The organism is Pseudomonas sp. MC6 (assembly GCF_054790575.1).
Map to the genome: position 1 here is coordinate 121,237 of NZ_CP186504.1, position 12,736 is coordinate 133,972.

A 12,736-nucleotide genomic window follows, 5' to 3' on the forward strand; every position below is an offset into this window, starting at 1 on the left:
TTACCGGTGGTCTGGTTTTCTTCAAGAAGCGCTCTGGCGCGCCGATCACAGGTGCGTTAGGTTGCGCGCCATTGGCCATGAACCAAGGCTCGCCGACATGGATGTCCGGCACAATTTCACGCCTTACCGGGCGTACCTCATCCTTGTCCTGAGTATCTTTCGATGCTGCAAAAATCCCTGAGAGCGCAAATTCTCGCCCTGCTGAGCGGCAGCCTGCTGGCGGTGCTGTTGATTGCGCTGGCGTGTTTTCATTTCCTTTCCAACGGCGTGCAAAGCTACAGCCAGTTGATCGCCGGTCCCTTGCACACCTCGCAACTGATTGACGAAGCCAACCTGCAATTCAAGGTGCAGGTGCAGGAGTGGAAGAACGTCCTGCTGCGCGGCAAGCAACCGGCGGATCTGGCCAAGTACTGGAGCCAGTTCGAAGATCGTCAGCGCGATGTGCAGAACATCCTTGGTGAACTGGCCGGGCAGAAAGGCCTGGAGCCAAGCCTGAAAAATCGTATCGAGCGCCTGCGCGATGAGCATCGTCAGCTCGGTTCTGCGTATCAGAGGGGACGCGATGCCTACGTGGCTGCCGGTGGTGATCCGACGGCGGGTGACGCGGCGGTCAAAGGCGTTGACCGCGCCGCCAGCGATCAGATGAGCGAACTGGTCGCTGAGTTGCGCAAGCAGGGTAGTGCACAGTCGGCGCTGATCAGTGCCGAGGCCGATCGCACCGTGTGGCTGGGGCTGCTGGTGATGCTCGCGTCGGGCCTGTTGATCGGCCTGCTCAGTCTGTGGCTGGTTAACCGCAACCTGGTCGAGCCGATTCGCAAACTCATCGATTACGTCACTCAGTTGAGTCGCGGCAAACTCGCCGAACGTGTGGTCAGCGACCGTCAGGATGAACTGGGCAACCTCGCCGCAGCGGCCAATACCTTGCGCGACTTCCTCGCCGACACCTTCACCCGTTTGCAGCGCAGCGCCAGTGATCTGGACAGCGCCAGCGGTGAGTTGAATGCGATCGCCACGACCATGGCCGGCGGCACCAACGAGCAGTTCAACCGCACCGATCAGGTGGCCACGGCGATGAACGAAATGTCCGCCACTGCGCAGGAAGTGGCGCGTCACGCCGCCGATGCCGCGCGTGCGGCCGACGATGCCGACCAGTCTGCCCAGCAGGGTGAAAAGGTCATGCAGAGCACCATTCACTCGATCACGCAGATGCGCGGTGAAATCGCCAATACCGCCACGGTGATTCGTCGTCTCGAAGCCGACAGCGGCCGCATTGGCAAAGTGCTGGAAGTGATTCGTGGCATCGCCGAACAGACCAACCTGCTGGCGCTTAACGCTGCGATCGAAGCAGCGCGGGCCGGCGAGGCCGGGCGTGGTTTTGCGGTGGTCGCCGATGAAGTGCGTAACCTCGCGCAGCGTACGGCTGAGTCGATCATCGAGATCAACCAGATCATTCAGAGCGTGCAGACCGGTGCGGTGGATGCGGCGCAAGCCATCGACAGCGGCCAGACGCGCAGTGATGAAAGCGTTGAGCAAGTGACCCAGGCTGGCGCGATGCTGGAGCGCATCACTCACGCCGTGGAAGCGATCCGCGACATGAACCGTCAGATCGCTACTGCTGCCGAAGAGCAGACCTCGGTGGCCGAGGACATCTCGCGCAACCTCACCGAAATCACCTCGATCGCCAGCACCAACCTCGACAACGTCCAGCGCACTGAAAGCGCCAGCCAGAACCTGCATGGTCTGTCGGGGCAACTCAATGAAGTCACCGCTCGCCTGAGCGCCTGAGGTTATTGAGCGTGTACCGATTCGGATACCGAGTCGGTACACAGTCGATCTCAAATTGAGGCGGCCGTGGTCGATGACCGGTTATCTATAACCGGCATTGGAGCCTTTCCATGGTCAGCATCACTTCTGTTTCTATCAATCAGACCGTCAGCGCACCGACCAGCAAAACGTCGATCAGTGACGTTGGTGACGACACGTCTACCTCAGCAACCGCCAGCACGGGTGCGACTGCCGATACCGGTAAAGTCGCCGCCGGTGGAGGGGCCGCTCCGGCGGGTGAGAGCAGCTCCAGCAGCAGCGAAGAATCGGATTCGGTGAAAGAACTGCGCAAGCAGATTGCCGAGTTGCAGAAGCAATTGCAGGAAGAACAGCAGGCGTTGCAAGCGGCCCAGGCGAAGCAGGAAAGTTCTAATGCCAAAGCCGCCGAAGTAGCCGCCGCACAAGCGCAGATCACCGCTACCTCGGCGTCCCTGTCAACCGCTACCGCCTCGCTGTTGCAGGCGTTGCAGGGTTCTGACAGCAGCACTTCCGGTTCGCTGGTCAGCACCTCGGCGTGATGCCCTTTTCCCTCACCCTAGCCCTTTCCCGGAGGTAGAGGGGACTGACCGTGGTGACTATTTGAGCTACGCCGACCTGAAATATCGAGTCGTACTCAGGTCCTTGGTGTTTCCTGATCAGCTTCAAGATTTCGAGGCTAACTCAGGTCTTGAATAGCCCCCGATCGGCTCCCTTTCCCCCTCGCCCCCCTTGGGGGAGAGGGCAGGTGAGGGGGAGAAAATCTCACTGACAACCAATTAAAAAAGCCGAACACAAAAAAAACCGCACGATCTCTCAATCGTGCGGCTTTTGATAGTGCGTTCAATCAAGTGTCTTGCTTGTTGCTCAACACCTTGCCAGTGGTCGCATCAAAGTCCACATCAAACTCTTTACCATCAGCCGTCTTCAGCTCAACTTCATACTCATAACCATTGAAGTGGTTATCCAGATCCGTGTCAGTAATAGTCGCACCCGGATGCAGTTTCAGCGCTTCGGCGTTCATCGACTCCAGCGACTTGATCTTGCCCGACTTAACCAGTTCAGGAATCTGGTCAACGCGAACATCAGCCTGGGCCAGGCCAGCGGTAAGAGTCAGGGCGGCAGCAGTAAACAGGGCAGTCAAAGTTTTCATCAGTTCGTTCCTTGGGGTGATTCGTTTAAGTGGCCTCAGGTTAACCAGCGCAACTTAACTCACCCTTAAAACCCCGCACCCAAACAAAACGGGCAAGCCATGCACCTGCACAGAACCTGTGGGAGCGTGGCTTGCCCGCGATGAAGGCGCCTCGATTTCAGATCAGAAACCGTTGTTCTTCAACACCTGATCAACGGTGCCGGCCGCCGGGCGTTTGTAGAACTTCAACATCTCGCTGGCGCGGTTGGTGAAGATACCGTCGACACCGGCCGCCATGACTTTCTCGAAGTCCACCGGCTCGTCGACGGTATAGACATGCACCAGCAGGCCTTGATCGTGGGTGTACTGATTCATCCACGGTTGCACCAGATCCGAATAACTCTGATCGCCGCCCTTGGTCAGCTTCGCCGAAGGGCCGGTGCCGATGGCACCTTGGGCCTTGGCGTAATCCACCCACTGCTTGAACTCGGCTTCAGACTTCGGCTCTTGCTTGCCGTAGAAAACGTTTTTGTCTTTCTCGCCGGATTCGGCAAACGTCACCTTGGATTTCGGCTCGATGCTGCCTTCGCCAACCCACAGCAGGAGGATCTTCGGCACCTGCGGCATTTCTTTTTCCAGCAGGGCGAGGCTGTTCTTCTCGAACGTCTGCAGGATCACCTTGCCTTTACCCTGACCAACACCCAATGCACTTTTAGCCAGTTTCGAACCGGCCGGGCTCAGCCAGCCGCGATCCTGCAGTTTCTCTTTCAGGTCTTTCTCGATCCCGGGAAACAGTTGCGGCTCTTTGGTCTCGATGTACAGGCCCGGCTTGTGTTGCGGATTAGCCTGGGCGATGTCGATGATTTCATCGAGGGTCAGAATTTTCAGTCCGACGTAAGTCGGGCGCGCGCGATCCGGGTACTTGGTGTTGAACCAGCTACCGGCGTCGAGGGTTTTCAGTTCGGCCATGGTGAACGCGGTAGCCGAGGCGTCCTTGCGCTCCGGGAACTTGGTGGCGACGTCAGTAGTACGTTGCAGATTGTCGTCGTGCAGGGCGAACAGCACGCCGTCCTTGCTGCGCTGCAGGTCCATTTCCAGGTAATCGGCGCCCAGGTCGCGAGCCAGTTTGTAGGACGCCGCCGTGGATTCCGGTGCATCGAAAGACGCGCCACGGTGAGCAATCACGGCCGGGTGCGGGATGCCGTTGGTGGCAGCGATCGCTTTCGGATCAGTCTGGCTGGCGGCGTGCGCCTGACCGAGGCCGAGCAGCAGGCTCAGGACCAGAGCGCTTTTGGTGAAAGTGGCGGGCATGTTCGAGTTCCTTTCGCAGGGCATTTTCAAAGACGTATCTTTTAACAACTGAATCGATTGCGTGCTATCGCCAGACCGACATAAACGTATTAAAAGCGATTTTTCCTGCACTTTTGTGGCGCGGTTTGCAGTACGCTTTCTCTCGGCAGACGTCCCGGCAGAGGGCGCGCCGCTCAGTTGCCCTGCGTGTAAACCATCGATCATCTTTCGTGAGGTTTACCATGCGCATCACCTCCCAACTCATCTGCCAGGCTGCCGACGACCTCAAGGGCTTTGTCGACCTCAACCGCAAGACCGGTCAATACATCGTGCGCTTCAGCGAAGATTCGTTCGGTATGGACGTGGCCGATGACGGCATTATTCCTGTGAATGAATTCGTCTGGGCGCCGGTGACAGCGCAGACCATGACGCTTAAACGCGAGTTGATTCAGTTGCTGCTGGATCAGAATATCGATGAGCGGATCAACATCACCGAGCCGTTGCGCGTTTATATGAGCAAGGTTGAAGTGCCGGAGATTGAGGCGGTGCGCAGTCTGGTGCGCTGCTGAAGTTTTGCTGTGAGGGTGAGGGCCTCTTCGCGAGCAGGCTCGCTCCCACATGGGAACCGTGGTGTTCACAAATCCCCTGTGGAGCGAGCCTGCTCGCGAAGGCGGCCGCCAATGCGCCGCTATTTTATTGGCCGAACCGATACTCACGCTCCACCCGGCACACCCGCGTATGAAACGCCGAATACCATTCCGAGCGCCCACGCGCTTGAATCACCCGATGCTCAGGATGCTGCCGCCACGCCAGAATCGCTGCCTCGCTCTCCCAATACGACACCGTAATCCCTACGCCATCCGCCCCACGAACCGACTCGACACCCAGAAACCCCGGCTGCTCACTTACCAACGCGGCCATGCGCTCAGCCGCCTCGGTATACCCATTGTCACCCTCGGTTCGAGTCGAGGTAAAAATCACCGCAAAGCAGGAAGTCATCAACGTGACTCCCCACAAGCTTCAACAAACGCGCGCACCAGCGGCGGCATCTGCCCTTTGAGCGCGGCGCGTTCTGGTTGAAACAACGTCGCGACAAAGAAGCGGTGGTCCTTGAGTTCTATCGCGCGTAAATCCCCTGACGAATCATGACCGACCGCTTGTAGCCGATCATTCAACAGTTGCCGCTCGAACAGCGGATTCACACCGAAGCGGCAGCGATAGCCCTCACGAATTTGCGACGTTTCGTACGCCTTGGCGATCAACGACCCGGGAACCAAGTGAATACTGTCGACCGCTTCGACCAGCGAACAGGTCAACGGTGTGAGTACCGCGCGTTCAGAGTCGGGCGATGTTTCACCGTGTTCCGCATCGACCCAGCCCAGCACGTTGCGGGAAAATTCCAGCACGGCATGCTGAAAACCGCCGCAGGTGCCGAGGAAAGGGCGCTGCTGTTCGCGAGCAAAACGGATCGCCCAAAGTGCGCCGGCTTCACTTTTGTAAGGGCTGGCGGGTACGCACCAGAAACCGTTGAAGCGCTCGAGCGGCGTATCGGCGTGGATCTGCTCGGTGGGCAACCATTCGAATTGCACGTTGCGGTTGAGGTGTTCGGCGACCAGCCCGAGGGCGACGGGAATGGCTTGATGGGCGGTGACCTGCGGGTCGTAATCGCCAATCAGGGCGATACGGATGGCGCTGTTTTCCATGGGGATTCCCTGCGCTTGTTGATTGATTGCACTCACTATAGATTGGCGTTCACGCACTCGATATTGGCGTTTACCCAAGTGATTAATGCAGCGACGCACTATCAGCTCGACTACCCCGATCTGGCCCTGATTCTGGCCTTGGTGCGTGGCGGCTCTCTGGCCCGCGCTTCGCAGTTGTTGAAGGTCGACGTGTCGACGGTGTTTCGTGCCGTGCGCCGTCTCGAAGCTGCACTCGGCCAGCAATTGTTCGAAAAAAGCCGCGCCGGTTACCTGCCGAAAACCCTCGCGCAGACGCTGGCCGAGCAAGCCGAACGCGCCGAACAGGCACTGGAAGCTGCGCGTATCGGCGTGGAGCAGGGCGGCGAAGTGATCAGCGGCACGGTGCGACTGACCTGCACCGATTCGGTGTTGCACAGCTTGCTGCTGCCGGCGCTGGCGCAGTTCATGCCCAATTACCCGGCGCTGACCATCGAACTCAGCACCTCCAACGATTTCGCCAACCTCAGCCGCCGCGATGCCGACATCGCCCTGCGTCTCACGCGCACACCGCCCGAGCATTTGGTCGGACGCCAATTGGCGAAGATTTCCTATCGGGTCTGCGCCAGTGCGCGCTATCTGCAGAATGTCGATGCGGCGGATCTGGCAGCGCTGACGTGGATCGCTCCGGATGACTTTTTACCCGATCACCCAACCATCGCCTGGCGTCGTCAGCATCTACCCGGCGTGACCCCGGGGTATCGCTGCAACAGCATGTTGTCGGTCACAGAGCTGGTCCGCGCAGGCCTCGGCGTGGCGGCGTTACCGGACTTTCTGATCACCGAGGGTGTGCAGGCGTTGAGCGAGCCGCTGCACGGTTACGACACCGCGCTGTGGCTGCTGACTCGCCCGGATTGCCGCGCCTTGCGCTCGGTGGTGACGCTGTTCGATGAGTTGGGGCGGGCGCTGCGGTTGCCGTGATCAGCGCTGCGGGTTCTGGCGCATGTGATCGTGCAACTCGCTGGTCAGGCTGGCGATGCGTTCGGTGAGGTTTTTGGTCATCTCGGTCAGGCGGGTGTTCTGCTCCAGCAGTTCAAGCAGTTGCGCGGTGTTCTTCGCCGCTTGCGCCTGACGCTCGGTATTGGCCTGTGCCAGGTCTTCACGATGTAGTGCGTCGGCATCGGCCTGCGCCTTGTCGCGGGCAGCCTGGCGTGTTTGTGCGAGCAGAATCAGCGGCGCGGCATAAGCCGATTGCAGGCTGAAAGCGAGGTTCAACAGGATGAACGGGTAAACGTCGAAGGTGGTCACGCCAAACGCGTTGAGACAGACCCACAACAGCACAATCAGGGTTTGCGCGCCGAGAAACATCGGCGTGCCGAAGAACCGCGCAAACGCCTCGGCGCGCAGGGCGAACTTGTCATTGCCGAAGGTGGTGTTGAGGTGGGCGTGAGGGCGGTGGAAGCGCAGGTGATCGACGGGAGCGGTGGTGGGGGCGGGTTTATCAGTGGTCATGATGCACTCGGCAGGGCTTGGGACTGAAGGTCACTATAGTCCTGCATTGCAGCTCATGGCCCTTTCGCGAGCAGGCTCGCTTGTATGGTAGGACTTGAAGGGAGGAGGAGGGACAAGGCTCGATTCTGGCTGTTGACGCAGCACAGACCGTGGGAGATTTCGCCCCTCCTCCTTTCACCCAAGCGCCGATAAAGAATGCATCTGGCTAGACCGACGATAGGAACAAGCCTGCGCCTCTGGGTGAGCCCTTCAAGTGCTCAAACCTTATCCCGGAGGAAATCCTGTGGCAATGCCAGTCGCTCTATCAAATCCGATCGTTGGCGTGGATGTCGCCAAAAATGAACTGGTGATTTATCAGGCCGATAGCGATCTGCTTGAAGCGATTCCCAACACCAAAACATCCATCAAGCAGTGGCTGAAGGCCTTGCTCGGCCCCGTGTCTATTGCCATTGAGGCAACCAACATCTACCACCTGGAATTCGCTGATTTGGCCTATGCGGCCGGTTGCACGATTTACATGGTGGGTGGCTATGAACTCAAACATTACCGCGAAGGCGTGAAGATCCGCGCCAAAACCGACGCCTTGGACGCCAAGCTGCTGGCCCGTTACCTGAAGAACGAAGCCGAGGAGTTGCGCCCCTGGACCCCGCCATCACCGCTGTACCGCCAGCTCCTGAGCCTTTTCCGCCGCCGCGCGGCTTTGGTCCAGGCAAGGGTCGGCCTGGTGCAGAGCTGGTCGAATGAGCCGCTGTTGAAGGCAGCTTTTGCTGAACAAATAAAATCCATGCAGCGGCTTGAAACGATGATCGAAAAGACGATCAACGATCAGCTCAAACAAGCCGGTTTGCTCTGCCAATTGAAGCGTTGCCTGAAAGTTGAGGGCATTGGATTTCTGACCGGAGCGCGCCTGCTCACGGCGTTTCAGCGGGGGGAATTTAGCAACGCGGATGCGTTTATCGCCTTCCTGGGCATGGATTTACGGGTATCGAAATCAGGGCAAAAGGACGGTCGCCGCAGCTTGACCAAGCGCGGAGACCCCGAGGCCCGCCGACTTTTGCACAACGCAGCGATGTCGGCTAGCCGTACGATAGCCTGGAAAGGGTTTTACGAAGCCCAAAGAGCACGGGGTTTCAGCACCACGCAGGCGTTGGTGATGCTGGCTCGCAAACTTGCTCGGGTGGTATTCGCCTTGCTGAAAGGGCAAAGCGAATATCAGACAAAAGTCAGTTGAGGGCTTCCCCTCAACCATAGAATCTCCCACATTGGAATGCATTTCCCTGTGGGAGCGAGCCTGCTCGCGAAGGCCGCGACGCGGTCTACCTGCCTTGCACAAGCCTTAACCCGGCACCCGCTCATTGGCAAACATGCTCACCGCATCCACCGCCTCACTGGCGCCATCACGAATCTGCAAGATCACCGTGCCCGCCTGATTCGCCAACTCGACCCCTTCAGCCGCGCGACCCCGGGTACCTTCCATACTCTTGATGGCCTGGCGGGTCTCGTTCTGGATCAGCCCGATCATGCTGGAAATCTCCGCGGTCGAGCCGCTGGTTCGAGCCGCCAATTGCCGCACTTCATCGGCGACCACGGCAAACCCTCGCCCCTGTTCACCGGCGCGTGCAGCTTCAATCGCAGCATTGAGCGCCAGCAGGTTGGTCTGGTCGGCAATCGCGCGGATGGTGTTGACGATGGCGGTGATCTGCTCGGAGCGTTCACCCAGTTGTGCAATCAGCGTTGAAGACTCGGCAATGTCCTCGGCGATTTCGCGCATTTCGCTGGCGGCTTGCTGGATCACTTGCGTACCTTGCTCGGCGACTTTTCGCGTCGCCACCGAGATGTGATACGCCGCGCTGGCACTGCGTGCGTCCTGCTCGTGTTGCTCGACGCGCGCGGTCACATCAGAGGCGAACTTCACTACTTTGCACAAGCGCCCGGCAGCGTCGTAAACCGGGTTGTAGTTGGCTTCGAGCCACACCGTTTGTCCGCGTTTATCCACGCGTTCGAACTGACCCTGGAAAAGCTCGCCCTGGTTCAAACGCCGCCAGAAATCCTCATACGCGCTGCTATTGACCAATGCCGGCGTGCAGAACAAACGGTGATGTTTACCTTTCAGCTCGGCGAGGGTGTAACCCATGCGCGTCAGAAAATTCTGATTGGCCGTGAGAATACTGCCGTCGAGGTTGAATTCGATGACCGCCATTGCCCGGTCAATCGCCTGCAACTTGGCATTGGCCTCACTTTCCTGCTGCACCTTGGCGGTCACGTCCATGGCGTACTTGACCACTTTCACCACGCGTCCCGAGGCGTCCTTGATCGGGTTGTAGCTGGCCTCAAGCCAGATCGGCTGACCCTTGCCGTCGACCCGTTCAAACGTACCGGACTGAAACTGGCCGTTTTTCAGGCGTGACCACAAATCAGTGTACTGAGCACTACGGCCGAACTCTGGTGTGCAAAAGCGCCGATGCGGTTGGCCGATCGCTTGTTCGGCGGTGTAACCCATGGTCTTGAGAAAGTTTTCATTGGCGCGCAGCACCACGCCATCGAGGTCGAACTCGATCACCGCCATCGAGCGATTGATCGCATCGAGCAGGCCGGCTTGTTCGGTGAGGGTGCGCTGAAGGTCGTCGACGACGGCTTTGTGGCGATTGAAGAACATGCTCGCAGTACTCTGGAAGAAGGGGAAGATCGAGGATTCAGTCCCTATTTCCGCGCTGGCAGACCGAATGCGCGGACGGCATTCGGCGGTGACTGCTCAATGCCAGCATTCCTTAACTGGCAGATGGCTACTTATACAAAACTTCATAAAGTTGTACAAGAAAGTAATTATTTGTAATTTTGTATAACTTTTTAGGCGCTAACGTTGTCCGCCACAGCATGGCTCAGGGCAGTGCTGATGGTGTTGCGGCCCTTATGTTTGGCGGTGTACAGCGCTTTGTCGGCATCGTCCAGCCAGTCGAGGGCATCCTTGTACAAGGGCTGATACCGCGCCAGACCGATACTCAGACCCACTCGCAAGTCTGGCACCTGTGGATGACAACATGAATTCAATGCTTCACCCATCGCTCCATCAAGCCTCCATGCCTCGTACAGCGGCAACTGGCAGGGAGCGGGTTACAGGTGGAGGGCGATTTAGAGCTGATAGCAGGCCAAAAACATCTCCAGCGCCGATTCGGCGACGGTGTTCTGCATCTCGACATCAAGAGCGGCACGGCCCATCGACATCTGTGGCCAGAAGCCAAAGGTTTTGAGCAACCCTTGGACCTGATGCGCGGCGAACTCCGGATCGACCGCTTTCAGTCGACCGTCGGCCTGCGCGGCGCGAATCCATACGGTCAGAGCTTCTTCGCGCTCGCCCATGCGCTCGATCATGTTCTGCGCGCGCTCAGGCGAGTGAATGGTTGCAGCAATTGCCACCCGTGCCAGGGTCAGAAAATTCTCGTCAGCCATCAGCTGCACCTTGGCCTGCAGCATCTGCCGTAATTGCTCGCGCAACGGCTGATCGCGGTTGTAGGTCACCGATTGCTCGGCGCTGATTCGTGCCCATAACTGGTTGAGAATTTCCGCGAACAACTCTTCTTTGCTGGGGAAATGGTTGTACACCGTGCGCTTCGACACAGCGGCCGTGGCCGCGATCTTGTCCATGCTGGTGACTTCAAAACCGTTGGCCCGGAATTCGGCAATCGCCGCCTGAATGATGGCTTCGCGTTTACGGTCGGTGAGTCGCAGTGGAGCTGTCATAAGTACGCTTCGGCAGAGAAAAGATGAAATTACACTTGGCAGTTTACTTGTCATCCGCTTTGATGCAACCTAGAAACTACACCGAGCAGTGTAATGTTGCGTTAATCCTCGCAGCCTAAAAACCAGACAGTTCGGCCTATTGCGTGCAGCTTTGGCCATTTATCGTCCCACCGTGGAAAAACCGCGAATTGCGCGGTTTTTCTGGAGTCATTCAGTCATGACCGAATCCAGTTTCGATCCCGGATAACACATCCACGCCTGAAGCCTCGCGGCAGAATCAGGGGCTGTTTCGCAATCATGCGCCGGTGCAACGCGAAGGCCTGCGCAAAATGCTGCGGATCATGTGGAACATGATTTTCCACAAACCGCGCAACACCCGGCCCGCTGCGCCTATCCCGGTGCAAGCATTGACTCGGGAGGAGCTGCTGGCAGCGCCCAATCACAGCGTCTATCGCCTCGGTCACTCGACTCTGTTGCTGAAGCTGCGCGACAAATTCTTTATCACCGACCCGGTCTTCGCCGAGCGCGCCTCGCCGGTGCAGTGGGCTGGGCCAAAACGTTTCCACCAGCCACCGATCAGCATCGATCAGTTGCCGCCGATTGAAGCGGTGATCCTGTCGCACAACCATTACGACCACCTCGATTATCAGGCCGTGCTCAGGCTGGCGGCCAAGACCAACCTGTTCCTCACGCCACTGGGCGTCGGCGACACCCTGATCAAATGGGGTATCGATGCCAGCAAAGTCCGCCAGTACGATTGGTGGCAGGGCGCCGAGATTGCCGGCATCCGCTTCGTCGCCACACCGTCGCAGCACTTTTCTGGCCGTGGCCTGTTCGATGGCAACAGCTCCCTGTGGGCGTCCTGGGTAATGATCGACGGCGACACGCGGATCTTCTTCAGCGGCGACAGCGGCTACTTCGACGGCTTCAAACGCATCGGCGAACAGTACGGCCCGTTCGACCTGACCCTGATGGAAACCGGCGCCTACAACGTCGAATGGCCGCATGTGCACATGCAGCCAGAAGAAACCTTACAAGCGCACATCGACCTCAAGGGCCGTTGGCTCTTCCCGATCCACAACGGCACCTTCGACCTGGCGATGCACGCCTGGCACGAACCATTTGACCGGATTCTGGCACTGGCGTGGGAACGCAGTATTTCCATTACCACGCCGCAGATGGGCGAGGCGTTTAACATCGCTCAACCGCAACGCGGGGAGGCGTGGTGGTTGGCGGTTGAAGGGGAGAGTGAGGCGGTGGTGCAGAGCGCCTGATCAGGTGGCTACGGTTCGCGCCTAAGGGGGCGAACCGGTTGCTCCAGAAACAAGCCCTGAAATCTTACGGCTGTAATCAGCCATAGTAGTAACCGACACTTCTCGAAATTTTCCACGAAGTAATTGCTGCAGGTTCTCCAGAGGTATCCCCAGTCTTTGTGCAGCCTCAGATTCGCTCACGTCGCTGGACTCGATGAGCGAGATCAATTTGGTCGCGTACTCGGACTTGAGCAGCATCTCGCCTGCATGCTCAAGCTCTAAATCTTGATAAACATTGCCTGTGCTTTCTTCGATCTCGCTCATGTTTTTAT

The 12,736-nt window shown here is 58.3% G+C and carries 15 protein-coding genes and 1 pseudogene; 6 read left to right on the plus strand and 10 right to left on the minus strand.

Going from position 1 to position 12,736, the window contains the following annotated elements:
- Nucleotides 1–162: 162 nt before the first annotated feature.
- Nucleotides 163–1,785 carry a methyl-accepting chemotaxis protein gene (locus ACOYXE_RS00590; protein WP_460927315.1) on the plus strand — a complete coding sequence of 541 codons (1,623 nt, stop codon included), beginning with the start codon at nt 163–165 and terminating at the stop codon, nt 1,783–1,785.
- Between the two features lie 110 nt (nt 1,786–1,895).
- Complete coding sequence (locus tag ACOYXE_RS00595) at nt 1,896–2,342, plus strand: hypothetical protein (RefSeq protein WP_460927317.1); 447 nt, start codon at nt 1,896–1,898, stop codon at nt 2,340–2,342.
- Between the two features lie 305 nt (nt 2,343–2,647).
- Here the strand turns inward: ACOYXE_RS00595 and ACOYXE_RS00600 are convergent, their stop codons facing one another.
- Nucleotides 2,648–2,953 carry a PepSY domain-containing protein gene (locus tag ACOYXE_RS00600; RefSeq protein ID WP_007917758.1) on the minus strand — a complete coding sequence of 102 codons (306 nt, stop codon included), beginning with the start codon at nt 2,951–2,953 and terminating at the stop codon, nt 2,648–2,650.
- A 162-nt stretch (nt 2,954–3,115) separates the two neighbouring features.
- Nucleotides 3,116–4,243, minus strand: coding sequence for a glycerophosphodiester phosphodiesterase (locus ACOYXE_RS00605; RefSeq protein WP_460927319.1), 1,128 nt, complete (start codon nt 4,241–4,243; stop codon nt 3,116–3,118).
- A 221-nt stretch (nt 4,244–4,464) separates the two neighbouring features.
- Here ACOYXE_RS00605 and ACOYXE_RS00610 point away from each other — a divergent pair, with 221 nt between their 5' ends.
- Complete coding sequence (locus tag ACOYXE_RS00610; protein ID WP_460927321.1) at nt 4,465–4,791, plus strand: DUF2025 family protein; 327 nt, start codon at nt 4,465–4,467, stop codon at nt 4,789–4,791.
- Between the two features lie 124 nt (nt 4,792–4,915).
- On the opposite strand, the gene ACOYXE_RS00615 is transcribed toward ACOYXE_RS00610, so the two are convergent.
- Nucleotides 4,916–5,221, minus strand: a complete 306-nt coding sequence (locus ACOYXE_RS00615; RefSeq protein WP_460927323.1) for an antibiotic biosynthesis monooxygenase family protein — start codon at nt 5,219–5,221, stop codon at nt 4,916–4,918.
- The gene (locus ACOYXE_RS00620) at nt 5,221–5,925 is read right to left on the minus strand and encodes a CTP synthase C-terminal region-related (seleno)protein (protein ID WP_160059114.1); all 705 of its coding nucleotides are present in this window, start codon (nt 5,923–5,925) and stop codon (nt 5,221–5,223) included. The genes ACOYXE_RS00615 and ACOYXE_RS00620 overlap by 1 nt, the downstream gene beginning before the upstream one ends.
- Nucleotides 5,926–5,940: 15 nt before the next feature.
- Between ACOYXE_RS00620 and ACOYXE_RS00625 the strand changes: the two genes are divergently transcribed.
- Nucleotides 5,941–6,882, plus strand: coding sequence for a LysR family transcriptional regulator (locus ACOYXE_RS00625; protein ID WP_460927325.1), 942 nt, complete (start codon nt 5,941–5,943; stop codon nt 6,880–6,882).
- Here ACOYXE_RS00625 and ACOYXE_RS00630 read toward each other — a convergent pair whose 3' ends face one another.
- Complete coding sequence (locus ACOYXE_RS00630; RefSeq protein WP_460927327.1) at nt 6,883–7,413, minus strand: DUF1003 domain-containing protein; 531 nt, start codon at nt 7,411–7,413, stop codon at nt 6,883–6,885. It lies immediately after the preceding gene.
- 289 nt (nt 7,414–7,702) lie between these two features.
- On the opposite strand from ACOYXE_RS00630, the gene ACOYXE_RS00635 reads away from it, so the two are divergent.
- The gene (locus ACOYXE_RS00635; RefSeq protein ID WP_405124250.1) at nt 7,703–8,644 is read left to right on the plus strand and encodes an IS110 family transposase; all 942 of its coding nucleotides are present in this window, start codon (nt 7,703–7,705) and stop codon (nt 8,642–8,644) included.
- Between the two features lie 105 nt (nt 8,645–8,749).
- Here ACOYXE_RS00635 and ACOYXE_RS00640 read toward each other — a convergent pair whose 3' ends face one another.
- From ACOYXE_RS00640 to ACOYXE_RS00655, 4 genes and pseudogenes are all read right to left on the minus strand, one after another.
- The gene (locus ACOYXE_RS00640; RefSeq protein WP_460929905.1) at nt 8,750–9,328 is read right to left on the minus strand and encodes a methyl-accepting chemotaxis protein; all 579 of its coding nucleotides are present in this window, start codon (nt 9,326–9,328) and stop codon (nt 8,750–8,752) included.
- Nucleotides 9,329–9,343: 15 nt separating this feature from the next.
- Nucleotides 9,344–10,069, minus strand: a pseudogene (locus ACOYXE_RS00645) (PAS domain-containing protein); the annotation flags it as partial.
- A 191-nt stretch (nt 10,070–10,260) separates the two neighbouring features.
- Entirely contained in the window at nt 10,261–10,422 is a 162-nt protein-coding gene (locus tag ACOYXE_RS00650; RefSeq protein WP_460929907.1) for a diguanylate cyclase domain-containing protein, read from the minus strand.
- A gap of 120 nt (nt 10,423–10,542) precedes the next feature.
- Nucleotides 10,543–11,151, minus strand: coding sequence for a TetR/AcrR family transcriptional regulator (locus ACOYXE_RS00655; RefSeq protein ID WP_405123041.1), 609 nt, complete (start codon nt 11,149–11,151; stop codon nt 10,543–10,545).
- 236 nt (nt 11,152–11,387) lie between these two features.
- On the opposite strand from ACOYXE_RS00655, the gene ACOYXE_RS00660 reads away from it, so the two are divergent.
- On the plus strand, nt 11,388–12,425 hold the full coding sequence (locus tag ACOYXE_RS00660) for an MBL fold metallo-hydrolase (RefSeq protein ID WP_460929909.1): 1,038 nt from the start codon (nt 11,388–11,390) through the stop codon (nt 12,423–12,425).
- A gap of 21 nt (nt 12,426–12,446) precedes the next feature.
- Here ACOYXE_RS00660 and ACOYXE_RS00665 read toward each other — a convergent pair whose 3' ends face one another.
- Complete coding sequence (locus ACOYXE_RS00665) at nt 12,447–12,728, minus strand: helix-turn-helix domain-containing protein (protein WP_460927330.1); 282 nt, start codon at nt 12,726–12,728, stop codon at nt 12,447–12,449.
- Nucleotides 12,729–12,736: the final 8 nt, after the last annotated feature.